This window comes from Bradyrhizobium sp. S3.7.6, assembly GCF_054061875.1.
In genome coordinates this window covers 1,822,819-1,845,592 of sequence record NZ_JBSSEQ010000001.1, presented here as the reverse complement: position 1 = coordinate 1,845,592, position 22,774 = coordinate 1,822,819, and the positions used below count along the sequence as shown (strand labels likewise).

General features: G+C 64.5%; 19 protein-coding genes. 10 read left to right on the top strand and 9 right to left on the bottom strand.

Annotation, left to right across the window (positions count from 1 at the left end):
• The first annotated feature begins 8 nt into the window (after positions 1-8).
• Genes ACVJ5M_RS08705 through ACVJ5M_RS08680 form a run of 6 tightly spaced genes read left to right on the top strand, consistent with a single transcriptional unit; the run spans position 9 to position 6,964 of the window.
• Complete coding sequence (locus ACVJ5M_RS08705; RefSeq protein WP_063986077.1) at positions 9-1,484, top strand: type II and III secretion system protein family protein; 1,476 nt, start codon at positions 9-11, stop codon at positions 1,482-1,484.
• A 20-nt stretch (positions 1,485-1,504) separates the two neighbouring features.
• Complete coding sequence (locus ACVJ5M_RS08700) at positions 1,505-2,239, top strand: CpaD family pilus assembly protein (RefSeq protein WP_063980970.1); 735 nt, start codon at positions 1,505-1,507, stop codon at positions 2,237-2,239.
• Positions 2,236-3,501: an AAA family ATPase gene (locus ACVJ5M_RS08695; RefSeq protein WP_063980969.1), complete on the top strand. Its 1,266-nt coding sequence runs from the start codon at positions 2,236-2,238 to the stop codon at positions 3,499-3,501. Before ACVJ5M_RS08700 ends, ACVJ5M_RS08695 begins: the two co-directional genes overlap by 4 nt.
• Before the next feature lie 21 nt (positions 3,502-3,522).
• Positions 3,523-4,986 (top strand): CpaF family protein, encoded by a 1,464-nt coding sequence (locus ACVJ5M_RS08690; protein ID WP_071916702.1) that lies wholly within the window; start codon positions 3,523-3,525, stop codon positions 4,984-4,986.
• Positions 4,987-5,002: 16 nt separating this feature from the next.
• Positions 5,003-5,980 carry a type II secretion system F family protein gene (locus ACVJ5M_RS08685; protein WP_063980967.1) on the top strand — a complete coding sequence of 326 codons (978 nt, stop codon included), beginning with the start codon at positions 5,003-5,005 and terminating at the stop codon, positions 5,978-5,980.
• Positions 5,981-5,989: 9 nt separating this feature from the next.
• Positions 5,990-6,964 (top strand): type II secretion system F family protein, encoded by a 975-nt coding sequence (locus ACVJ5M_RS08680; protein ID WP_063980966.1) that lies wholly within the window; start codon positions 5,990-5,992, stop codon positions 6,962-6,964.
• A 62-nt stretch (positions 6,965-7,026) separates the two neighbouring features.
• Here ACVJ5M_RS08680 and ACVJ5M_RS08675 read toward each other — a convergent pair whose 3' ends face one another.
• The 3 genes from ACVJ5M_RS08675 to ACVJ5M_RS08665 form a co-directional block, all read right to left on the bottom strand.
• Positions 7,027-7,839, bottom strand: a complete 813-nt coding sequence (locus ACVJ5M_RS08675) for a tetratricopeptide repeat protein (protein ID WP_063980965.1) — start codon at positions 7,837-7,839, stop codon at positions 7,027-7,029.
• Positions 7,840-7,933: 94 nt separating this feature from the next.
• Positions 7,934-9,433: a metallophosphoesterase family protein gene (locus tag ACVJ5M_RS08670; protein ID WP_354100150.1), complete on the bottom strand. Its 1,500-nt coding sequence runs from the start codon at positions 9,431-9,433 to the stop codon at positions 7,934-7,936.
• Positions 9,434-9,683: 250 nt separating this feature from the next.
• Positions 9,684-9,887: a hypothetical protein gene (locus ACVJ5M_RS08665; protein ID WP_063980964.1), complete on the bottom strand. Its 204-nt coding sequence runs from the start codon at positions 9,885-9,887 to the stop codon at positions 9,684-9,686.
• 219 nt (positions 9,888-10,106) lie between these two features.
• Between ACVJ5M_RS08665 and ACVJ5M_RS08660 the strand changes: the two genes are divergently transcribed.
• Both ACVJ5M_RS08660 and ACVJ5M_RS08655 read left to right on the top strand, forming a co-directional pair.
• Positions 10,107-11,480 carry a leucyl aminopeptidase family protein gene (locus ACVJ5M_RS08660; RefSeq protein WP_063980963.1) on the top strand — a complete coding sequence of 458 codons (1,374 nt, stop codon included), beginning with the start codon at positions 10,107-10,109 and terminating at the stop codon, positions 11,478-11,480.
• Positions 11,473-12,327, top strand: coding sequence for a C40 family peptidase (locus ACVJ5M_RS08655; protein ID WP_063980962.1), 855 nt, complete (start codon positions 11,473-11,475; stop codon positions 12,325-12,327). Before ACVJ5M_RS08660 ends, ACVJ5M_RS08655 begins: the two co-directional genes overlap by 8 nt.
• A 100-nt stretch (positions 12,328-12,427) precedes the next feature.
• Here the strand turns inward: ACVJ5M_RS08655 and ACVJ5M_RS08650 are convergent, their stop codons facing one another.
• From ACVJ5M_RS08650 to ACVJ5M_RS08625, 6 genes are all read right to left on the bottom strand, one after another.
• Entirely contained in the window at positions 12,428-14,065 is a 1,638-nt protein-coding gene (locus tag ACVJ5M_RS08650; protein ID WP_063980961.1) for an ABC transporter ATP-binding protein, read from the bottom strand.
• 7 nt (positions 14,066-14,072) lie between these two features.
• Positions 14,073-15,251 carry an ABC transporter permease gene (locus ACVJ5M_RS08645; RefSeq protein WP_063980960.1) on the bottom strand — a complete coding sequence of 393 codons (1,179 nt, stop codon included), beginning with the start codon at positions 15,249-15,251 and terminating at the stop codon, positions 14,073-14,075.
• A complete protein-coding gene (locus tag ACVJ5M_RS08640; RefSeq protein ID WP_028148358.1) occupies positions 15,251-16,360 on the bottom strand; it encodes a microcin C ABC transporter permease YejB in 1,110 nt (369 codons plus the stop codon). Before ACVJ5M_RS08640 ends, ACVJ5M_RS08645 begins: the two co-directional genes overlap by 1 nt.
• 2 nt (positions 16,361-16,362) lie before the next feature.
• Complete coding sequence (locus tag ACVJ5M_RS08635; RefSeq protein WP_063986075.1) at positions 16,363-18,246, bottom strand: extracellular solute-binding protein; 1,884 nt, start codon at positions 18,244-18,246, stop codon at positions 16,363-16,365.
• Positions 18,247-18,260: 14 nt separating this feature from the next.
• Positions 18,261-20,162, bottom strand: a complete 1,902-nt coding sequence (locus ACVJ5M_RS08630) for an extracellular solute-binding protein (RefSeq protein ID WP_063980959.1) — start codon at positions 20,160-20,162, stop codon at positions 18,261-18,263.
• A gap of 212 nt (positions 20,163-20,374) precedes the next feature.
• Positions 20,375-20,929 carry a c-type cytochrome gene (locus ACVJ5M_RS08625; protein WP_063980958.1) on the bottom strand — a complete coding sequence of 185 codons (555 nt, stop codon included), beginning with the start codon at positions 20,927-20,929 and terminating at the stop codon, positions 20,375-20,377.
• A gap of 219 nt (positions 20,930-21,148) precedes the next feature.
• Here ACVJ5M_RS08625 and ACVJ5M_RS08620 point away from each other — a divergent pair, with 219 nt between their 5' ends.
• Positions 21,149-21,889, top strand: coding sequence for a 3-deoxy-manno-octulosonate cytidylyltransferase (locus ACVJ5M_RS08620; RefSeq protein ID WP_063980957.1), 741 nt, complete (start codon positions 21,149-21,151; stop codon positions 21,887-21,889).
• A gap of 21 nt (positions 21,890-21,910) precedes the next feature.
• Positions 21,911-22,771, top strand: coding sequence for a prephenate dehydratase (locus tag ACVJ5M_RS08615; protein WP_014498246.1), 861 nt, complete (start codon positions 21,911-21,913; stop codon positions 22,769-22,771).
• Positions 22,772-22,774: the final 3 nt, after the last annotated feature.

Genomic DNA, 22,774 nt, shown 5'->3' with positions numbered 1-22,774 from the left:
CTGTCGATATGAAATGCAGGGCAGATTTGGCGACGATGCGAACCTCAATGGTCCGCGCCCTGTCGTTTTCGGCCGCCTTCGCGCTGACGCTCAACCCGGTGCTCACCCCGGCGATCGCCGCCGACTACCGCCCCGTGGCGCAGGTCGCGGCCGACGGTCAGATGAACGCACGCTTCCTCTCGCTCGGCGTCGGCAAGTCGATCGTGATCGACCTGCCGCGCGACATCAAGGACGTGCTCGTCGCCGATCCCAAGATCGCCAATGCGGTGGTCCGCTCGTCGCAGCGCGCCTACATCATCGGCGCCTCGGTCGGCCAGACCAACATTGTGTTCTTCGATTCCGCCGGCCAGCAGATCGCGGCCTATGACATCGCGGTCAAGCGCGACCTCAACGGCCTGCGCGCAGCGCTCAAGCAGGTCCTGCCCAATTCCGACATCCAGATCGACGGCCTCGGCGACGGTGTCGTCCTGACAGGCTCGGCGGCGAACCCGCTGGAAGCGCAGCAGGCCAATGATCTCGCCGCGCGCCTCGCCGGCGGTGCCGAAAAGGTGGTGAACTCGATCGTGGTCCGCGGCCGCGACCAGGTCATGCTGAAGGTGACCGTCGCCGAAGTCGCGCGCACCATCATCAAGCAGCTTGGCATCGATCTCACGGCGAACCTGAACTACGGCACCTCGGTGGTGAGCTTCACCAACTCCAACCCCTTCACGGCTCTTGGCAAGAACCTGGTGGACGGCAACGCCCTGACCACGAAGTTCGGCGCGACGCCGTCGGTGCAGGCGACCCTGCGCGCGATGGAGAGCGCCGGCGTGATCCGGACGCTGGCCGAGCCGAACCTGACCGCGATCTCCGGTGAGTCCGCGACCTTCATCGCCGGCGGCGAATTCCCGGTACCGGCGGGCTATGCGTGCGATCCCACCACGCATGTCTGTACCACCCAGATCAGCTTCAAGAAGTTCGGTATCTCGCTCAACTTCACCCCCATCGTGCTGAGCGAGGGCAAGATCAGCCTGCGCGTGATGACCGAGGTCTCGGAACTGTCGAACGAAAATTCGATCACGCTGTCGCAGGCTGTGACCTCGAACTCGGTGAACTCGCTGACGGTGCCCTCGATCAAGACCCGCCGCGCCGAAACCTCGCTCGAAATTCCCTCCGGCGGCGCGATGGCCATGGCCGGCCTGATCCAGCAGCAGACCAAGCAGGCGGTCAGCGGGTTGCCGGGACTGATGCAGCTCCCGATCCTCGGTACGCTGTTCCGCAGCCGTGACTTCGTCAACAACGCGACCGAGCTGGTGGTGATCGTGACACCTTATGTCGTTCGCGCCGCGTCGCCAAAGGACCTGTCGCGGCCGGATGACGGCTTCGCCGCGCCTGCAGACCCGCAGGCCGAGCTGCTCGGCAATATCAACCGCATCTACGGCGTGCCCGGCCGGACCGAACCGGCCAAGAACTACCGCGGCACCTACGGCTTCATTACCGACTGAGGCGGAACGGGGATTTCACGATGATCACAGCACCACCCCAGATTCGCAAACGCGCCATCCGTTTCGGTGGCGCGCTCGTCGGCTTGGCGCTCGCCCTCGGCGGCTGCCAGCACAACGAAGCGGTCACGGCCTCCATCCCCGACGATTACAAGCAGCGCCATCCGATCGCGATCGAGGAGCAGAACCGCTCGATCGTCGTCTTCGTCGGCCACGCCCGCGGCGGATTGACCGCCGCCCAGCGCGCCGACGTGATGGGCGTCGCCTCGGCCTGGCTGCACGAAGGCACCGGCGCCATCCGCATCGACGTGCCGTCCGGTACGCCCAACGCGCGTCCGGTCGCGGACACGATGCGCGAGATCCAGGCGATGCTGGCGGGCGCGGGCGTTCCGCCGCGGGGCGTCAACATTCGCCCCTACCAGCCGGAAGACAGGCGCTTCCTGCCGCCGATCCGGCTCACCTATTCCAAGATCGCCGCGATCGCCGGTCCCTGTGGCCTGTGGCCGGACGACATCGGCCCCTCGATGAAGAACAAGAGCTGGTTCGAGAACAAGGACTATTACAATTACGGCTGCGCCTATCAGCGCAACATGGCGGCGATGATCGACAATCCGTCGGACCTCGAGCAGCCGCGGCCTGAAACGCCGTCCTATACGGCGCGTCGCACCACGGCCTTCGAGAAGTATCGCAAGGGAACGACGACGGCGACCACCTATCCTGAGGCCGAAAAGGCCAAACTCAGCGACACCGGCAAATGATCAGCTACGCTCGCCAGACTCAACAAGAGCAGTCCGAGGCGCCGACGCCGGTCGAGGAGCATATTGCTCCCTCACCGCGCGTGTCGGTCCAGGCTTTCTGCGAGACCGTCGAGACCGCTGCCGCGGTGCAGTCGGCCGGCGAAGACCGTCGTCTCGGCAAGGCCCATCTGAAGATCCAGATGGGCGGCATGGCGGCCGCGATCGAAGCCTACCGCTCGGCGCCGACGCCGAACGTGATCGTGCTCGAGAGCGACGGCCGCAACGATCTTCTGACCGGCCTCGACCATCTCGCCACGGTCTGCGACGCCGGCACCCGCGTGGTCGTGATCGGCCGCATCAACGACGTCACGCTCTACCGCGAGCTGGTGCGCCGCGGCGTCAGCGACTACGTGCTCGCGCCGGTCGGCGCGATCGACGTCGTGCGCTCGATCTGCAACCTGTTCTCGGCGCCCGAAGCCAAGGCGGTCGGCCGCATCATTGCCGTGGTCGGCGCCAAGGGCGGCGTCGGCGCGTCCACCATCTCCCACAACGTCGCGTGGGCGATCGCGCGCGACCTCGCAATGGACTCGGTCGTCGCCGATCTCGACCTCGCCTTCGGCACCGCCGGGCTCGACTACAACCAGGACCCGCCGCAAGGTATTGCGGATGCCGTGTTCTCGCCGGATCGCGTCGACACCGCCTTCATCGACCGCCTGCTGTCGAAATGCACCGACCATCTCAGCCTGCTGGCGGCGCCGGCGACGCTCGACCGGGTCTATGATTTCGGCACCGACGCCTTCGATGCCGTGTTCGACACGCTGCGCTCCACCATGCCGTGCATCGTGCTCGACGTTCCGCATCAATGGTCGGGCTGGACCAAGCGCGCCCTGATCGGGGCGGACGACATCCTGATTGTGGCAGCGCCTGATCTCGCCAATCTGCGCAACACCAAGAACCTGTTCGATCTGCTGAAGGCCTCGCGGCCCAACGATCGGCCTCCGCTCTACTGCCTGAACCAGGTCGGCGTCCCGAAACGGCCCGAAATTGCCGCCGCCGAGTTCGCCAAGGCGATCGAGAGCCAGCCGGTCGTCTCGATCCCGTTCGAACCGCAGATCTTCGGCTCGGCCGCCAACAACGGCCAGATGATCGCGGAGATCTCCGCCAACCACAAGTCGATCGAAATGTTCCTTCAAATCGCCCAGCGCCTGACCGGCCGCAGCGAGACGAAGAAGCAAAAGTCTTCCTTGCTTTCACCCCTGATTGACAAGTTGCGGGGAAAATAAGCCGCCGCATGGAGTTGTTAAGTGTTCGGTAAGCGTAGCGGAACAGACACCGATACTCGGGCTCCCAAGCCCGGCGCCGTGTCGCCAGAGCCTGCCCAGGCTCCGGCGCCCGCGGTGTCGCGCGCGCCGCCCCCGCCGGCCGTCGCCTCGCCGCCGCTTGCCCCCGCGCGGCCGGCGCCGGCCATGGAATCCCGCCGCTCGGACAATTACTACGAGGTCAAGGCAACGATCTTCGGTGCGCTGATCGAGGCCATCGACCTCGCCCAGCTCGCCAAGCTCGACTCCGAGTCCGCGCGCGAGGAAATCCGCGACATCGTCAACGAGATCATCGCGATCAAGAACATCGTGATGTCGATCGCCGAGCAGGAAGAGCTGCTCGACGATATCTGCAACGACGTTCTCGGCTACGGCCCGCTGGAGCCTCTGCTGTCGCGCGACGACATCGCCGACATCATGGTCAACGGCGCCGACACCGTCTACATCGAGGTCGCCGGCAAGATCCAGCGCACCGGTATCCGCTTCCGCGACAACCAGCAGCTCCTCAACATCTGCCAGCGCATCGTCAGCCAGGTCGGCCGGCGCGTCGACGAATCCTCGCCGATCTGCGACGCGCGCCTCGCCGACGGCTCCCGCGTCAACGCCATCGTGCCGCCGCTGTCGATCGACGGGCCCACGCTCACCATTCGAAAATTCAGGAAGGACAAGCTGACGCTGGATCAGCTGGTCAGGTTCGGCGCGATCTCGCCGGAGGGCGCGGAAATCCTCCAGATCATCGGCCGCGTCCGCTGCAACGTGCTGATCTCCGGCGGCACCGGCTCCGGCAAGACCACGCTGCTCAACTGCCTGACCAACTACATCGAGCACGACGAGCGCATCATCACCTGCGAGGACGCGGCCGAGCTCCAGCTCCAGCAGCCGCACGTGGTGCGACTCGAAACCCGTCCGCCCAACATCGAGGGCGAAGGCCAGGTCACCATGCGCGAATTGGTGCGCAACTGCCTGCGTATGCGCCCCGAACGCATCATCGTCGGCGAAGTCCGCGGACCCGAGGCGTTCGACCTGCTCCAGGCCATGAACACCGGTCATGACGGCTCGATGGGCACGCTCCACGCCAACAATCCGCGCGAAGCACTGTCGCGCTGCGAATCCATGATCACGATGGGCGGCTTCTCACTGCCCTCGCGCACCATCCGCGAGATGATCTGCGCTTCGATCGACGTCATCGTCCAGGCCGCGCGCCTGCGCGACGGCTCGCGCCGCATCACGCACATCACCGAGGTGATGGGCATGGAAGGCGACACCATCATCACCCAGGACATCTTCCTCTACGACATGGTCGGCGAGGACGCCAACGGCAAGATCATCGGCCGGCACCGCTCGACCGGCATCGGCCGCCCGAAATTCTGGGAGCGTGCGCGCTATTACGGCGACGAGAAGCGCCTTGCCGCCGCGCTCGATGCGGCGGAAGTCGCGCCGAAGACATGAGCAGATCGGCGCAGCCATGAACATGCAGGTCCTTGCCCTCGCCTTCCTAGCCACCGCCGCCGTCGGCGGCATCGCCTGGGTGTTCCTTTATCCGCTCCTGTCCGGAGAACGGAAGGCGGAAAACCGCCGTGCCTCGATCGCGCGCGCCGATGCGCCCGCGGCCAAGCAGACCGAAAAGAGCCAGCGGTCGCGCCGCGAGCAGGTCGAGACGTCGCTCAAGGATCTCGAGGCGCGGCGCCAGCAGGAGAAGAGCGTTCCGCTCGGTGTTCGCCTGTCGCAGGCAGGGCTCGACTGGACGCCACAGAAATTCTGGATCGTGTCCGCCGTCGTGGCGGGAGTGCTGTTCGCGGCCGCCATGTTCGTTGGCGGCGGCCTGCTTGGCGCCGCGGGCCTTGCCTTCGCCGGCGGCTTCGGCCTGCCGCGCTGGGCGCTGGGCTTCCTGAAGAAGCGACGCGAAAACAAATTCCTGGCGGCGCTGCCCGATGCGGTCGACGTGATCGTTCGCGGCATCAAGGCGGGCCTGCCACTGTTCGAATCGATCAAGGTCGTCGCCGCCGACTCGCCTGAGCCGCTGCGCAGCGAGTTCCTGGCCATCATCGAGACCCAGGCGATCGGCATGCCGCTCGGCGAGGCCTGCTCGCGTCTGTACGAGCGCATGCCGCTGCCGGAAGCCAACTTCTTCGGCATCGTCATCTCGATCCAGCAAAAATCCGGCGGCAACCTCTCCGAAGCGCTCGGCAACCTCTCCAAGGTGCTGCGCGACCGCAAGAAGATGAAGGAAAAGATCCAGGCGATGTCGATGGAGGCCAAGGCCTCGGCCGGCATCATCGGCTCGCTGCCGCCGATCGTGATGTTCCTCGTCTATCTCACGACTCCGCACTACATCTCGCTGCTTTGGACCCATCCGACCGGCCAGCTCATGCTGGTCGGCTGCGTCGTCTGGATGTCGATTGGCATCATGGTGATGAAGAAGATGATCAATTTCGATTTCTAACGGTGCCGTATGGTCGAATTCCTCGTTTCGAAACTGCATGATGTCCGCTTCATGACCATGCTGCTGGCGGCCATCGCCGCCAGCGCCACCGTCTATACGCTGGTGATGCCGCTTTTCGCCGGCGAAGGCCTCGCCAAGCGCATGAAGGCGGTGGCGAGTGAGCGCGAGCGCATCCGCCAGCGCGAGCGCGAGCGCCTCAACAAGAGCGAGAAGGTCTCGCTGCGCCAAACGCCGAAGCAGGTCGTCTCCCGGGTCGTCGAGGACTTCAACCTCACCAAATGGCTCGCGCAGGAAGCCGCGCGCGACAAGCTCATCATGGCGGGCTATCGCGGCCAGGCGCCCTACATCACCTTCCTCTTCGCCCGCATGGTGGCTCCGCTCGTGCTGTTCGTCGGCTCGATCATCTACGTGTTCCTGATCGCGCATATGCAGCAGTCGATGCCGATCAAGATCGGCATCTGCATCGGCGCGGCCTATCTCGGCCTTCAGGCGCCCATGCTGTTCCTCAAGAATGCGATCTCCAAGCGCCAGCTATCGATCAAGCGCGCCTTCCCCGATGCGCTCGACCTGCTCCTGATCTGTATCGAATCCGGCATGTCGGTCGAAATGGCGTTCCGGAAGGTCGCTACCGAAATCGTTGGCCAGTCGATCGCGCTGTCCGAGGAGTTCACCCTGACCACGGCCGAGCTGTCCTATTTGCAGGATCGCAAGGTCGCCTATGAGAACCTGGCGCGGCGCACCGGGCTCGAGGGCGTCAAGTCGGTGTGTCTCGCGCTTCAGCAGGCGGAGCGCTACGGCACCCCGCTCGGGCATTCCTTGCGCGTCATGGCGCAGGAAAACCGCGACATGCGCATGAACGAGGCCGAGAAGAAGGCCGCCGCGCTGCCGCCGAAGTTGACGGTGCCGATGATCCTGTTCTTCCTGCCGGTGCTGTTCGTCGTCATTCTCGGACCGACCGGCATCAAGATCAGCGAGCTGCACTGACGTCGAGACGCGGACCGCGCGCGGTCCGCCGGCAGCTTCAGGATTGCAAGATCAGGTTCTGATCAATCGGGCTGGCTGAGCGAGGCGACCGGCGTCCGCTTCGGTGCGCCGCGCGGAGCGTCGCTGCGGCTCAGCATTTCCTTGAGGTAAGCGACATTGGCCGCGGCCTGGTCGGGCGGCAGGTCGGCCTTCACGATCGTCTCGGCTTCGGCGAAGCGGCCCTGGAGACCGATGACGAGGCCGAGATTCTGCCGCACCCGGGTACTGGCGCGCGGCGAGGCGTAGGCCTGCCGCAACGCCTCTTCGGCCTTCGGCAGGTCCTTCGACAACATGTAGGACAGGCCGAGATTGGAGAGCACGCCGGGATCGCCTGGTGCGATCCTCAGCGCGCTCGCATAATAGGAACGCGCCTCGTCGTGGCGGCCCATCTGATCGAGCGCGGTGCCCTGCACCGAGAGCAGGCGCCAGTCCGGATTGTCGGGCGAGTGCGCCTTCGACAGCACATCGAAGGCTTGCTGAAAATTGCCGTTGTCGGCGAGCGCGCGGCCATACTGCGCGAGCAGCGCCTTGTTGCCGGGATTGGCGATGGTCGCCTGCTCGAGCACGGCGGCGGCCTGGGCGCGCTGGCCGTTGGCGCGCAAGGCCTGGCCGTAGCCGAGCGCCGCGTCGGCGTCCTTGGGATTGGCACGGTAGCGCTCGCCATAGACGTCGACGGCGCGCGCGGGATCGGCGGGGGCGGCTTCCGTCCGCGGCCCGACAGAGCCTGTGACGTCGGAGAGTTTCGACATGGCCGTGCAGCCGCCGAGGCCCATGGCCACTGCCGCCACCAGCGAAGTGGACGCGAGAAGCCGGGCAAGACTGAACCGTTGACGCATGACGCTTTTGACTCACGAGCCGATTGATCGAGCCGAACGCGCCAGCAATAGACTGTTAACCCTAACGGCCGGTTAACGTCAGCCTGGCTGCCCCTCACGGCGGTGTCTGCGGCGGCGGCTCGCCACCGAGGGCCAGCTCGAGACCGAGCACCCTCACCGGCTCGTTCAGGTCGTGCAGCAGCAATTGCAGCCGCCGCGCCTGGGCAACATCGACGCCCGCGCTCGGCATCCCGGGCCATTCGCGCCGGAAGTCGTCGCGGTTGACCAGCCGCTTCGCAAGCAGCTCGTCGAGCTGAACATCGTCAATGCCGAGCACATCGGCGCAGTGCTCGATCAGGCGGCGCAGCAGCAACTTCACCGCGGCCAGCGCTCCGGCGTCATCCCTGCGCTCCGATCTCGCGAACTTGCCCTCGATATCGGCCCAGCCCCATGAGGTCACGAGATAGGCGTGGAGCGCGCTCGGCCAGTCCACCTCGCTGTCGGCATAGAAAGCGCGGCGCATCAGGAGCCGGCGAGCCTGTGCGGCGACTTGATCACGCTTCAGCATCGCACATGAGGCGATCTCGATGGCCGACTGGACGGCGGGATCACGCGAAAAATCCCGTCCTGCCGGCAACCTGATGACGCCGTCCGGCAGGTTCGAGTCGAGCAGCCCGAAGGTGCCGTCGTTGCGCGGCCGCGAATAGCGCGTGATCGCGAACTGGTGCTCCGTGCGGCCGGCCTGGGACGATGCGCCAAAATGAATGATGTTGAAGCCGGCATCGTCACCGGCCTGCCCGGTCGAGGACGGACAGGAGAGCACGTAGATCGTACGCCAGAAGGCTTCGCCGCTTTCGCTCCGCGTGGCACGCGGATCCGGAATCGAATAGCGGGTGAGCCCCTCGACATGCCGGTGTCCGTGCAGGACCAGATTGACGTTGAGCGACGTCGCCGCTTCGAGGAACGTTGCGGGCGCCGCGAGATACATCAGCGGTTCGTCGGGGACGCCGAGAAACCGCTTTCCTTCGCCGGTCGCCTGCGGCAGCGGATGATGATGCAACGCCAGTACGCGCACCAGGTTTTCCGCCGGCTCGGCATAGTCGGCGCGCCCCACGGATCCCATGCTGCCCGCGAGCTCGACGCTCAGCCGGGCGGAATCCGCGACAAGCGCGCTGTAGGCGCTCTCGTCGACATGGCCGCTCGCGAGCGTCGAGAGGCTCGCGCGGTTGGAGTCCAGCAGCACCAGATCGAGGCCGGCCTGGCGGTAATAGACGCTCTTCGAGCTCCGCGGCAGATGCAAATAATCATAGACGTCGTGGCGGCCCGCGCGCTGGCTCGGGCGCTTGACGTCGTGATTGCCCGCGACCGCCTGGATGTCGGTGAACAGTCCGGTCTGCCGGAAGGACGCGATGACGGCGAGCGCTTCGTCCAGCGCGCGCGGCGTCGGGTCGTCCACGAGATCACCCGTGATCAGCAGAATGCGATCGGGAACGTCCGCGAAGTCCGCCATCGCCTGGCGGATTGCGGCACCGAGCGCCTCGGTCGTCGCCAGCAGCCGGCCTGACCCGTCCAGATGCAGGTCGGAAATCTGCGCAATAACGAACGCTCTATCCATTTTGCGCCGCTCATTTGCGAATGCTGCGCCGCCCAAACGATGAGAAGAATGCTTTCGACGAACAGGTTTGGCCGGATATCAAGCCGGCCCGCCGCGTTGTTGCGCTCGGCAGAACCGCACGGCACAATCTAAAATATCCATCAATAATGCCACAACCGCGGCGCTAGTAAAGCCCCGCGGCCGCGCGCTCGTGAACGGCAGTTCTCAGCATGGGTACGAGATCCGCCCGGCGATGGTTTCGCTCACCCGATCAATATTCGATGGCAAGCCGCTTGCGGATTTCGTCGATGCGCTTGTCGAGCGCATCGAACCGCGCGTGGACGGAGCGGTCGTGGAGATAGAAGACGTAACCGCCGGCAAGGAATGCGAAGATCCAGTGATGATGCTCGACATAACCAAAAATCGCCTCGACGACCTGGCCGATGAATGTGACCACGCTCCACACAAATTCCATTGCAGTTTCCTCCCGGCAGGCCTCGTCTTCGGCCGCCGGTCATCTCCTGCACACTTTCCCAGTCGATCCGGCGGCCGTTGCCGGAACCTAGCATGGGCCCCTTGCGGCGAGTAGCGGGTCGCTGAACGGTGACAGCAAAGCCGATTGCAGCCGCGGCGAAACTCTGCGAAGTCTCGTCCGTTCGCATGACCTGCTTGATCTGACGATCCGGACCCGCCAATGCCTTCTGTCTTCGAGACATCGCCCACCGCCATCCCGATCACCTTCGTCACCAAGTCGAGCTGGGATCAGGTCGCCGAGAAATTGCCGCCGGTGCAGCGCCAGTTCGCCGCCGCGAGCGCCTTTGCCGCCAAGCCGGGTGGCTATCTCGCGCTGCCCGCCCCGGACGGAGCGATCGCGCAAGTGCTGTTCGGACTCGAGGACGAGGGCGCGAGATCACGCGACCTGTTCCGGCCGGGCGCCCTGCCTGGCCTGCTGCCGCCGGGCATCTATCACTTTGCCAATGCCCCCCACGATGCGCGGTTGGCGTCGCTCGCCTTTGCACTCGGCAGCTACCGCTTCGCCCGCTACCGCAAGGCTGACCGCCCCGCCGTCCGGCTGGTACCGCCCGATGGCGTCGACGCGGCCGAGATCAATCGCATGGCGGATGCCGCGATGCTGGCGCGCGATCTCATCAACACGCCGGCTAACGACATGGGCCCGGAAGAGCTCGCCGCGGCCGCGCAAGCGCTCGCCACGGAATTCGGTGCGAGCTTTGCCTGCACCATCGGCGAGGATCTGAGGACGAATTTTCCACTGATCCACGCCGTCGGCATGGCCTCCGACCGCGCGCCGCGGCTGATCGACATCGTCTGGGGCGATCCGGCCGATCCCAAGGTGACGCTGGTCGGCAAGGGCGTCTGCTTCGACACCGGCGGGCTCGACCTCAAGCCGTCGAGCGGCATGCTGATCATGAAGAAGGACATGGGCGGTGCCGCCAACGTGCTGGCGCTCGCGCGCATGGTGATGGATGCGAAGCTCAAGGTCCGCCTGCGCGTGCTGATTCCGGCGGTCGAAAATGCCGTCTCCAGCAATGCCTTCCGGCCGCTCGACATCTTCACCTCGCGCAAGGGCATCACGGTCGAGATCGGCAACACCGACGCGGAGGGCCGGCTCGTGCTCGCCGACGCGCTGGCGCTGGCCGACGAGGAAAAGCCGGACCTTCTGATCGATTTGGGCACGCTGACTGGCGCGGCGCGCGTCGCGCTGGGGCCGGATTTACCGCCCTTTTACACCAATGATGAGACGCTGGCCGCCGACGTCGCGCGTTGCGCGGCGAAGGAGAACGATCCGTTGTGGCGCATGCCGCTGTGGCCGCCTTACGATGCGTGGCTGGACTCCAAGACCGCCACCATCACCAACGCACCCTCCGGCGGCTTTGCCGGCTCGATCACCTGCGCGCTGTTCTTGCAACGGTTCGTCGAGCAGGCAAAGAGCTGGCTTCATGTGGATATTTACGGCTGGACCCCGTCGGCGAAGCCGGCGCGGCCCGAAGGCGGCGAATGCCAGGCCGCGCGCGCCATCTACACATTACTGAGCGAGCGCTATGCATGATCCAGCACACGATCCAAGGCTGACACCGGCGCGCGGCGACCTCGCCGCGAAATATCTCGAAGGCAAGGTGCAAGCCGACCGCTTCGTCACGGGCGAGGAATTCGAGGTCTTCGAGGCGATCGCACCCGTGCGCGAGCAGCCGTCGTCGAACGCGATGCTGATGACGGAGGCGCTGCGCGGCGAACGCGTCACGGTCTACGATCGCAATGGCGAGGGCTGGGCCTGGGGCCAGCTTGGTGGCGATGGTTATGTCGGCTGGCTGCCTGATGCAGCGCTGATGAAGCCATCGGCCGCCCCGACCCACAAGGTGAGCGCGCTCCGGACATTCGCCTTCCCCGGTCCCTCGATCAAGCTGCCGCCGGCCGGCACGCTCGCGCTGGGCTCGAAGATTGCGGTGGTGCGCGAGGACGGCAGCTTCGCCGTGACGCGCGACGGACAATATCTGCCGAAGGCCCATCTCGCCCGGCTCGATCATCGCGAGCCGGACTTCGTCGCGGTCGCCGAGCGCTTCGTCGGCACGCCCTATCTCTGGGGCGGCAAGAGCAGCCTCGGTATCGATTGCTCCGGACTCGTGCAGGTCTCGCTGACAGCAGCAGGCATCGGCTGCCCGCGCGACAGCGACATGCAACAGGCAGGGCTCGGCCGCGCGCTGGAGCCGCATGAGCGGACCAAGCTGCAACGCGGCGATCTCATTTTCTGGAAGGGACATGTCGCCATCGTCCGCGATGGCAGCACCATGGTTCACGCCAACGCCCATCACATGGCAACCGCGATCGAGGCGACCGAACCGGCGATCGCGCGGATCAAGGCAGCAGGCAGCGAAATCGTCACGATCAAGCGGCTGTAGCACGACTTCGTGGGATGGGTAGAGCGCAGCGAAACCCATCGTTCTCACCACGCGCTGCGATGCGATGGGTTTCGCTTCGCTCTACCCATCCGACTGAAGACTAGGTCGCCACCGCCCCGTTCCCCGCCGTCTCCAGCCGGAACGCCGCCGCGAAGAGCGCGCGCGTGTAATCCGTCTTCGGGCTCTTGAACAGTTCGGCGGCCTGTCCCTCCTCGACCACCTTGCCGCCGCGCATCACGATGAGATGGCTGGCGAGCGAGGCGACGACGCGCAAATCGTGCGAGATGAACATGTAGGTGAGATCGCGCCTGCGCTGGAGTTCCCGCAAGAGGTCGACCATCTGCGCTTGAATCAGCATGTCGAGTGCGCTGGTCGGCTCGTCCAGCACGACGAAATCCGGCTCCAGCACCACCGCGCGCGCGATGCTGATGCGCTGGCGCTGGCCGCCGGAAAATTCATGCGGATAGCGATAGCGGGTGTCCGCCTTCAACCCGACGTCCTCGAGTGCCTTGACGACGCGCTCCTCACGCTCCTCGCGCGACAGCTTTGGCTGGTGCACGGTGAGGCCCTCGGCGATGATGTCGGCAACCGACATGCGCGGGCTGAGCGAGCCGAACGGATCCTGGAACACGATCTGCATGTCGCGCCGGAAGGGGCGCATCTCCTTGAAGCGCAGGCCCTGGATATCTTTGCCGAGGAACACGATGCGCCCGTTCGAGGAAATCAGCCGCATCAGGGCGAGCCCGAGCGTGGTCTTGCCCGAGCCGGACTCGCCGACAACGCCGAGCGTCTCGCCCTTGCGTACGGCAATGCTGACGCCGTCGACCGCCTTGATGTGGCCGACCGTCTTGCGCATCAGGCCGCGCTTGATCGGAAACCAGACCTTCAAATCATCGGCGGACATCACCACCGGTGCATTCGGCTGCGGCGGCGCCGGATCGGGCTTCGGCTCCGCCGCGAGCAGGTCGCGCGTATAGGGATGGTTCGGGGTCCTGAAGACCTGCTCGACCGGCCCCTGCTCGACGATCTCACCGCCCTTCATGACACAGACTTGGTCGGCGATGCGGCGCACGATGCCGAGATCGTGGGTGATGAACAGCAGGCTCATGCCGAGCCGTGAGCGAATTTCCGCGAGCAGCGTCAGGATCTGCGCCTGCACGGTGACGTCGAGCGCCGTGGTCGGCTCGTCCGCGATCAAGAGGTCCGGCTCGTTGGCGAGCGCCATCGCGATCATCACGCGCTGGCGCTGACCACCGGAGAGCTGGTGCGGATAGCTGTTGAGCCGCGTTTCAGGCTCGGGAATGCCGACCTGCGTCAGCAGTTCCAGCGTCCGCTTGCGCGCCTCGGCATTGCTGGTCGGATTGTGGAGCTGGATGATCTCGCCAATCTGCGCCTCGATCGTGTGCAACGGATTGAGCGAGGTCATCGGTTCCTGGAAGATGATGGAGATATCGCTGCCGCGAATCTCCCGCATCTGCTGCTCGGACTGGTCGATCAGCTCCCGCCCCTTGAAGCGGATGCTGCCCGAGGGATGCGAGGCATTCGGATAGGGCAGGAGCTTCAGGATCGAGAGCGCGCTGACCGACTTGCCGGAACCGGACTCGCCGACCAGTGCGACGCATTCGCCGCGCTTGATCTGGAACGAGACCTTGTCGACCGCGAGCGTGGTGGCGCCGCCCTGGTGGAAGGCCACCGAGAGGTCGCGGACGGCAAGCAGGGGCTGGTTGATCGCGTCCATCACGCCCTCACTTGAACGTCTTGCGCGGATCGAAGGCGTCGCGCACGGCTTCGCCGATGAAGATCAAGAGCGACAGCATGATCGCGACCGAGAAGAAGCCGGAGAAACCAAGCCAGGGCGCCTGCACGTTGGACTTGCCCTGCGACAGCAGTTCGCCGAGCGACGGCGAGCCGGGCGGCAACCCGAAGCCGAGGAAATCGAGGGCCGTGAGCGTCATGACCGACGAGGAGACGATGAACGGAAGGAACGTCATCGTCGCGACCATCGCGTTCGGCAGCAGATGCTTGAACATGATCACGGCGTTCGACACGCCGAGGGCGCGCGCGGCCTGGATGTACTCGAAATTGCGCCCGCGCAGGAACTCCGCGCGCACGAGCCCGACCAGCGACACCCAGGAAAACAGGAGCAGGATGCCGAGCAGCACGAAGAAGCCAGGCACGAGCACCGACGAGAGGATCAGCAAGAGGTAGAGCGAAGGGATCGCAGTCCATATCTCGATGAAACGCTGGAACAACAGATCGACCCAGCCGCCGAAATAGCCCTGCACCGCGCCGGCCGCGATGCCGACGACGGAGGAGACAATGGTCAGGCACAGGCCGAACAGCACCGAGATACGGAAACCGTAGATCAGGCGCGCAACCACGTCGCGGCCCTGATCGTCGGTGCCGAGCCAGTTGTATTCGAGGTCGCGGCAGCTCTTGAGGCCCTTCTTCTCGACGACAGGCTTGCACTGCGCCTCCGTCAGCATCCAGGTCGGCGGCGACGGCGCCGGCGTCGGCAGGTCGAGATTGTGGGTGTCGTAGGAATAGCGGATCAGCGGCCAGACGATGCTGCCACCCTTGTCCTTGATCAGCTTCTGCAAATAGGGATCGCGGTAGTCGGCCGCCGTCTCGAAGTCGCCACCGAAGGTCGTCTCGGAATAGGTGACGAAGGCCGGCCAGTAGAGATGGCCGTCGTACTTGATCAGGAATGGCCGGTCATTGGCGATCAGCTCGGCAAACAGCGACACCACGAACAGGATCATGAAGATCCAGAACGACCAGTAACCGCGCCGGTTCGCCCTAAAATTCTGCCAGCGCCGCCGGTTGAGCGGAGATGGCACGAACGGCTTGCGTGTGATCGGCACGGCATCGCCGAGCGGCGACTTTGCGGTGGTTTCGATCGGGGTCGGGGCGGTCAGTGTCATCAGACCTCCCGTGCCTCGAAATCGATCCGCGGATCGATCCACATGTAGGTCAGGTCAGAGATGAGGTTGATCACGAGGCCGACAAGCGAAAAGATGAAGAGCGTGCCGAACACCACGGGATAGTCGCGGTTGAGAACGCTCTCGAAACTGAGCAGTCCGAGCCCATCCAGTGAGAAGATGGTCTCGATCAGAAGCGAGCCCGAGAAGAAAGCGTGAATGAAGGTGCTGGGAAAGCCCGCGATCACGATGAGCATCGCGTTGCGGAAGACGTGGCCATAGAGCACCCGATTCTCGCTGCAGCCCTTTGCGCGCGCGGTCATCACGTATTGCTTGCGGATCTCATCCAGAAACGAGTTCTTGGTCAGGAACGTCATGGTGGTGAACGCGCCGAGCCCCATGGCGATCAGCGGCAGCGTCAAATGCCAGAAGTAATCGATGATCTTCCAGTACCAGGGAAATTGCGACCAGCCGTCTGACGTCAGTCCGCGCAATGGGAACCAGTTGAAGAACGAGCCCCCGGCGAACAGGATGATCAGGAGGATCGCGAACAGGAAGCCGGGAATCGCGTAGCCGAGCACGAGCACGCTCGACGTCCAGGTATCGAAGCGCGTTCCGTCCTTGACTGCCTTCCGGATGCCGAGCGGAATCGAGATCAGGTAGGTTAGCAGCGTCAGCCAGATGCCAAGCGAGATCGAGACCGGGAGCTTTTCCTTGATCAGCTGGAGCACGCTGACATCGCGAAAATAGCTGTTGCCGAAATCGAAGCGGGCGAAATTCCACACCATCAGCGCGAAGCGTTCGGGGGCCGGCTTGTCGAAGCCGAATTGCTTCTCCAGCTTCTTGATGAAGTCAGGGTCCAGGCCCTGCGCGCCGCGATATTTCGAATTGATGGCGTCGCCACCAGCGCCCAGCTGACCGGGCGCGCGCTGAGCGAAATCACCGCCGCCCGAGATGCGCGAGCTGCCGCCGGTGTCGGCGCCCGAGAGCTGCGCGATGACGCGCTCGACCGGGCCGCCCGGCGCGAATTGCACGACGACGAAGGAGACGAAGAGGATCCCGAGCAGGGTCGGGATCATCAGGAGGATGCGGCGGGCGATATAGGCGCTCATGATTATTTCGCCTGCTCGAGCTTGGTCGCCTTGGCGGCATCGAACCACCAGTTCTCCGGCGCACCGACGCCTTGCGCATATTTCGCCGGCTTGTCGGGATGGCTGAACTGGTCCCAATAGGCCACGCGATGAAAGTTTGCGTACCACTGAGGCACCCAGTAGCGCCCGGCCCGGAACACGCGATCGAAGGCGCGGCAGGCCGTGGTCAGCTCCGCCCTGGTCTGGGCGGCAATGATCTTCTCGATCAGCGCGTCGATGATCGGATCGGAGATGCCGGCGAGATTGTAGGAGCCTTTGGTCTTGGCCGCCTGGGAGGAGAAGAACGCCCGCATGGCGTCGCCGGGCGTCGCCGACATCGAGAAGCGTTGGATCGTCATGTCGAAATCGAAATCCTCGAGCCGCGCGCGGTACTGCACGGCATCGACCAGGCGAAACGTGGCGTCGATGCCGAGCGTTGCGAGGTTCTTCAGGTACGGCCCGTGATGCGGCTGGATCGACTGCTCGTCGTTCAGGAACTCGATCGTGAAAGGCTCGCCATTGGGCAGCACCCGCTTGCGATCCTTGACGACGTAGCCCGCCTCGTTGAGCAGCTCGCCCGCCTTGCGCAGCAGGCTGCGGTCCTGTCCCGATCCGTCCGACACCGGCGGCACGAAAGGCTGGCCGAACACTTCGTCAGGCACCTTGCCGCGGAAGGGCTCGAGCAGCGCGAGCTCTTCGGGCGAAGGCGGGCCTGATACCATCATGTCGGAGTTCTGGAATGGCGAGTGCGTGCGCGCATAGGCGCCGTACATGATCGACTTGTTGGTCCATTCGAAGTCGAAGGCGTAGGTCAGCGCCTCCCGCACGCGCGGATCCTTGAACTTGTCGCGGCGGATGTTGATGAACCAGCCCTGCGCACCCGACGGGGTCTCGTCCGGCAGCTGCTCGCGCTTGACCCGGCCGTCCTTGATCGCCGGGAAATCATAGCGTGTGGCCCAGATGCGCGAGGTGAGCTCCTCGCGGAACAGATAGTTCTTGCCGGTGAAGCCTTCGAAGGCAACGTCGCGGTCGCGGTAGAATTCGTAGCGCACCGTGTCGAAATTGTAGCTGCCGCGGCAGACCGGCAGGTCGGCGCCCCACCAGTCCTTGACGCGCTCATATTCGACATAGCGGTTCACCTCGAACCTGCCGACCTTGTACGGGCCGGAGCCCAGCGGCGTATCGAGCGTCGATTCATCGAAGGCGCGCGTGGCATAATAGGCCTTCGAGAAGATCGGCAGGCTTGCGACATAGAGCGGCACGTCGCGCGCGCGGTTCGGCGCGAAGGTGACGGCCACGGTGGCGTCGTCCAGCGCCTCGGCCTTCACGAAATCGCGGAGCTGCACGACGATCAGCGGATGGCCCTTCTCCTTCAGCGTGTTGAGCGAGAAGGCGACGTCATGCGCGGTGAGCCGGGAGCCGTCGTGGAAGCGGGCCTCGGGCCGTATCGTGAAGGTGTAGGTCAGCTTGTCCGGCGAGATTCGCACCGATTTCGCCGCAAGCCCGTACATCGCGTCGGGCTCGTCATTGGCCCGCGCCATCAACGGCGCGAAGGTCATGTCCATACCCTGCGCACCTTCGCCCTTCAGGATGTAAGCGTTGAGCGAAGAGAACGTGAAGTAGGACTGGTTGTAGGCCCGCACCGAGGGAATGAGCGAGAACGCGCCGCCCTTCGGCGCGTCGACATTGACGTAGCCGAAATGGTGGAAATCGGCGGCATATTTGAGATCGCCGAAGGCCGAGATGCCGTGCGCCTCGGTCCCCGCTTCGGATGCGCGCGCGCCATGTAGCAGCGGTGCGCCGAGGGACACGCCGACGGCGCTACCGACACCCAAGACCAGCACATGGCGGCGTGACATCTGCGTCATGCGGGGGATGTCCTTCACGACTTCTTTGCGATCCGTGCCGCCTTGTCTGCGTCGTACCACCAGATGAACGGGAAGCCGGACTGACCGTATTTGGGCAATTCCGCCGGTCGGCCGAAGCGATCCCAGCGCGCGGTGCGGATCTTCGAATAGGTCCATTGCGGAACGACGTAGTTATTCCACAGCAGCACGCGGTCGAGCGCTTTGGTTGCCGCGACGAGATCGTCGCGACCCGTGGCGTAGATCAGCCTCTCGATCAGCTTGTCAATCGCCGGATTCTTGATGCCGGCAATATTGCGCGAACCAGCGATGTCGGCCGTCTTGGACGACCAGAACTCGCGCTGCTCGTTGCCCGGCGACTGCGACTCGCCCCATGAGTTGGTGACGACGTCGAAATCCCAGTCCCGAGTCCTGTTCTCGTATTGAGTCGGGTCGACCGTGCGCACGCTGACCGCGATGCCGAGTCGTTCCAGCGACGGCTTGTAGAACAGCGTGACCCGCTCGAAGCTCGGATCCTGATTCAGCAGCTCCAGGGTGAACTGCGCACCGGTCTTGACATCGACCAGCTTGCGGTCGCGCACCTCGTAACCGGCCTCCTTGAACAGGCGCAGCGCCTCGCGAAGATTGTCGCGCACGGCTTCCGGACTGCCGCCGACCGGATTGGTATAGGCCGTCGTGAAGACTTCAGGCGGAACATCGGCGCGAACGGTCTCGAGGATCTCGAGCTCCTTGCCTTGCGGCAACCCGGTCGCCATGAGCTCGTCGATACCGTCGAAATAGCTGCTGACGCGCTTGTACTGACCGTAGAAGATCTGCTTGTTCATCTCCTCGAAGTCGAACGCATAGTTGAGCGCGCGACGGACGCGAGGATCTTTGAATTTGGCGCGGCGCAGGTTCGGCACGAAAGCCTGCATCACACCCGAGCTGCGATTGGCGAACTCCTCGAGGATCACCCGCTTTTCGGTCACGGCCGGGAAGTCGTAGGCTGTCGCCCAGTTCTTCGCACTGTTCTCGGTGCGCCAGTCCACCTGATCGGCCTTGAAAGCCTCGATCGCCACGGTGGCATCGCGGAAATACTCGTAGCGCATCTCGTCGAAATTGTTGCGGCCCACATTGGTGGCGAAATCGCGCCCCCAATAATCCTTGACGCGCTCCAGCGCGATCGACCGTCCCGCCACGAATTCCTTGACCTTGTAGGGACCGGAACCGAGCGGTATTTCGAGCGTGGTCGCGGAGACATCGCGCTTGCGGCCTTGCGCGTCGGTCCCCTCCCACCAATGCTTCGGCAAAACCGTGAGCTGCCCGACGATCTGCGGCAGCTCGCGGTTGCCCGGTGCGTCGAACACGAACTTCACCTCGCGCTCACCGACCTTCTCGGCCTTCACCACATGGCTGTAATAGGCCGAGTACATCGGGTGATGCTTCTTGAAGGCATCCAGCGAGAAGATCACGTCGTCCGCAGTGACCGGCTTGCCGTCATGCCATTTGGCCTGCGGCCGCAAACGATAGGTGACGAAGGAAAAGTCGGCCGGGTGGCTGACGGCCTCGGCCAGCGCGCCGTATTCGGTCGAGACTTCGTCGAGCGAGGTCGTCGTGAGGGATTCGTAGATGAACGCGACGGCACCGGCGACCTGCCCCTTCACTCCCGCCACTACGATATTGAAATTATCGAAAGTGCCGACGGCGATCTGGCGCGCGACACCGCCTTTGGGCGCTTCCGGATTGACGTAATCGAAGCGCTTGAAGTCGGCGGGATATTTGACCTGTCCGAACAGCGACAGCGCGTGGCGCCAGGGCGCCTCACTGGCGGATTGCGCCGCGGCCGTGCCGATGACGGGAAGGCCCCCTACGGAACCGAGGGCGGGGAGCGCTACGGCGGCAGTGCCGGTGAGCAGGAGATCGCGTCGGGTAATGGCCAAATCAACATTCCTGGTCTTGAAGGAGGTTACCCCTTTAAGTGCTCAATATAGGCGAGGTTTCGACGGAATATGTTGCTTTTTCCTCATGTTGGAAGTCCCGGCGGCCTGTCGGATGCGGCCAAACGCCCCGATAAACTCACCGCGAGGCCCGGATAAGCGAACGGCCAGGCTTTTCAGCCTGGCCGCACATTCAAGATCGGTTTTTGACGGCCTTACTTCGACGCCGTCGGGATCGGCTGAGGATGCTCTGACAGCGAATTCAGATAGGCGATGACGTCGGCGCGCTCGGAGTCCTTCGGGATGCCGGCGAAGCCCATCGCGGTGCCCGGGATGAAGCCCTTCGGATTGGCAATGAACTTGTTGAGGTCGTCGAACGACCAGGTGCCGCCCTTGGCCTTCATGGCGGCCGAGAAGTTGAAGCCGTTGCGGCCCTCGCCCCTGGCTTCGCCGACGACGCCATAGAGGTTCGGACCGACGCGATTCGGGCCGCCCTTCTCGAAGGTGTGGCAGGCGCCGCATTTCTTGGCAGCCGAAGCGCCCTTTTCGACGGAAGCGGTCTGGAGCAGCTTTTCGATCGGCTCGGAGGGCGCAGCAGCGGCGCCACCTTCCTTGCCGTGGCCGGCGTCTTCCTTCACGGCAATCTCGAAACCCGGCTTCTCGAGCGGCTTCGGCGTGAACAGCGCCTGGGCGGCGAAGCTCGTCACCAGCAGGATGAGACAGGTGCCCAGCACGGCACCGAGAATCTTATTGAGTTCGAAAGAGTCCATTTCCGGCCAGGCCCCACACCACAGTAAGGAAATAGCGGCCGAGCGGCCGCCAGGACGAGCCTCGGGAGAATCAAACGTTCCTTGTTGTTTCCCCGAGTTTTGCCATTGAGATATCGGTTTGCCCGGGGTCTGGCAACCCGTATAAGCGACCCGGCTTTCAGCCCGTCCCCACCCCATTTCTCGACGCGGAAAACCTCTCGTTTCCAGGCCCTTGACCCGATGATCGATCCCCGCATCCTGGTGCTGATCCCGGCCCGCATGGCCGCCACCCGCCTGCCCGGCAAGCCGCTCGCAGACATCGCGGGCCTGCCGATGATCGTGCATGTGATGCGGCGGGCAGAGGCCGCCGGCATCGGCCGGGTCGCGGTCGCGACCGATACGGACGAGATCGCCTCCGTGGTCACCGCCCATGGCGGCGAAGCCGTGATGACCCGCCCGGAGCACCCCTCTGGCTCGGACCGCATCCACGAGGCGATGCAGAAGCTCGATCCCTCAGGCAAGGCCGAGATCGTGGTCAATCTCCAGGGCGATTTCCCGACCATCACGATCGACAACATCCGCGAGGTGCTGCCGCCGCTGCAAGATCCGGCCGTGGACATCGCGACGCTGGCCTCGCAGATCCACACCCAGGAGGAGGACCTCGCGCCGAGCGTCGTGAAGGCGATCGGAACCTCGCTCGGCGGCCGGCGCATGCGCGCGCTTTATTTCACCCGCGCGACCGCGCCGACCGGCGACGGACCGCGCTACCACCATATCGGCCTCTACGCCTATCGCCGCGCCGCGCTGGAGCGCTACGTCTCACTGCCGCCGTCCCCGCTGGAATTGCAGGAGAAGCTCGAGCAGCTCCGGGCGCTGGAGGCCGGGATGCGGATCGACTTCACCATCGTCGATACCGTGCCCCGCGGGGTCGATACGCCGGCGGACCTCGAGACCGCGCGCAGCATCCTTTCCAAATCCTGAGCCGCTGTTACAAGGCCGATCATGAGCAAGCTGAAAATCGCATTCCAGGGCGAACCTGGGGCAAATTCCCACATCGCCATCGTCGAGGCCTATCCCGACGCCGAGCCGATGCCCTGCGCCACCTTCGAGGACGCGCTGTCGGCGATCTCGTCGGGCGAGGCCGATCTCGGCATGATCCCGATCGAGAATTCGGTCGCGGGGCGCGTCGCCGACATCCATCATCTGCTGCCGGCCTCCGGCCTCTTCATCATCGGCGAATGGTTTCTACCGGTCCGCCATCAGCTGATGGCGGTGAAGGGGACGAAGCTCGAGGACATCAAGAGCGTCGAGAGCCACGTGCATGCGCTCGGCCAGTGCCGGCGCATCATCCGCAAGCTCGGCATCAAGCCGATCGTGCACGCCGACACCGCCGGCAGCGCCCGCGACATCTCCGAGCGCAACGACAAGGCCGTCGCCGCGATCGCCTCGCGGCTTGCGGCAAAGATCTACGGCCTCGACATCCTGGCCGAGGACATCGAGGACGAGGCGCACAACACCACGCGCTTCGTGGTGCTGGCGCGCGAGCCGAAATGGGCGGCGCAGGGCTCGGGGCCGCTGGTCACGACTTTTGTATTTCGTGTGCGCAACTTGCCCGCTGCGCTCTACAAGGCGCTCGGCGGCTTTGCCACCAACGGCGTCAACATGACCAAGCTCGAAAGCTACATGGTCGACGGCAATTTCTTCGCCACACAGTTTTATGCCGACGTCGACGGCCACCCTGAAGACAAGGGACTGGCGTTCGCGATCGAGGAGCTGAAATTCTTCTCGCGCGAATTCCGCATCGTCGGCGTGTATCCGGGACACCCCTTCCGCGCGACGTTCAGCGAAACGCAACAGGATTGATTG

Coding starts and splice junctions, on each gene's coding strand:
- ACVJ5M_RS08635 (WP_063986075.1), bottom strand. CDS start 18,246: ATGACGCAGATGTCACGCCGCCATGTGCTGGTCTTGGGTGTCGGTAGC.
- ACVJ5M_RS08655 (WP_063980962.1), top strand. CDS start 11,473: ATGCATGATCCAGCACACGATCCAAGGCTGACACCGGCGCGCGGCGAC.
- ACVJ5M_RS08685 (WP_063980967.1), top strand. CDS start 5,003: ATGAACATGCAGGTCCTTGCCCTCGCCTTCCTAGCCACCGCCGCCGTC.
- ACVJ5M_RS08615 (WP_014498246.1), top strand. CDS start 21,911: ATGAGCAAGCTGAAAATCGCATTCCAGGGCGAACCTGGGGCAAATTCC.
- ACVJ5M_RS08670 (WP_354100150.1), bottom strand. CDS start 9,433: ATGGATAGAGCGTTCGTTATTGCGCAGATTTCCGACCTGCATCTGGAC.
- ACVJ5M_RS08640 (WP_028148358.1), bottom strand. CDS start 16,360: ATGAGCGCCTATATCGCCCGCCGCATCCTCCTGATGATCCCGACCCTG.
- ACVJ5M_RS08705 (WP_063986077.1), top strand. CDS start 9: ATGAAATGCAGGGCAGATTTGGCGACGATGCGAACCTCAATGGTCCGC.
- ACVJ5M_RS08650 (WP_063980961.1), bottom strand. CDS start 14,065: ATGGACGCGATCAACCAGCCCCTGCTTGCCGTCCGCGACCTCTCGGTG.
- ACVJ5M_RS08625 (WP_063980958.1), bottom strand. CDS start 20,929: ATGGACTCTTTCGAACTCAATAAGATTCTCGGTGCCGTGCTGGGCACC.
- ACVJ5M_RS08695 (WP_063980969.1), top strand. CDS start 2,236: ATGATCAGCTACGCTCGCCAGACTCAACAAGAGCAGTCCGAGGCGCCG.
- ACVJ5M_RS08680 (WP_063980966.1), top strand. CDS start 5,990: ATGGTCGAATTCCTCGTTTCGAAACTGCATGATGTCCGCTTCATGACC.
- ACVJ5M_RS08620 (WP_063980957.1), top strand. CDS start 21,149: ATGATCGATCCCCGCATCCTGGTGCTGATCCCGGCCCGCATGGCCGCC.
- ACVJ5M_RS08645 (WP_063980960.1), bottom strand. CDS start 15,251: ATGACACTGACCGCCCCGACCCCGATCGAAACCACCGCAAAGTCGCCG.
- ACVJ5M_RS08700 (WP_063980970.1), top strand. CDS start 1,505: ATGATCACAGCACCACCCCAGATTCGCAAACGCGCCATCCGTTTCGGT.
- ACVJ5M_RS08675 (WP_063980965.1), bottom strand. CDS start 7,839: ATGCGTCAACGGTTCAGTCTTGCCCGGCTTCTCGCGTCCACTTCGCTG.
- ACVJ5M_RS08660 (WP_063980963.1), top strand. CDS start 10,107: ATGCCTTCTGTCTTCGAGACATCGCCCACCGCCATCCCGATCACCTTC.
- ACVJ5M_RS08665 (WP_063980964.1), bottom strand. CDS start 9,887: ATGGAATTTGTGTGGAGCGTGGTCACATTCATCGGCCAGGTCGTCGAG.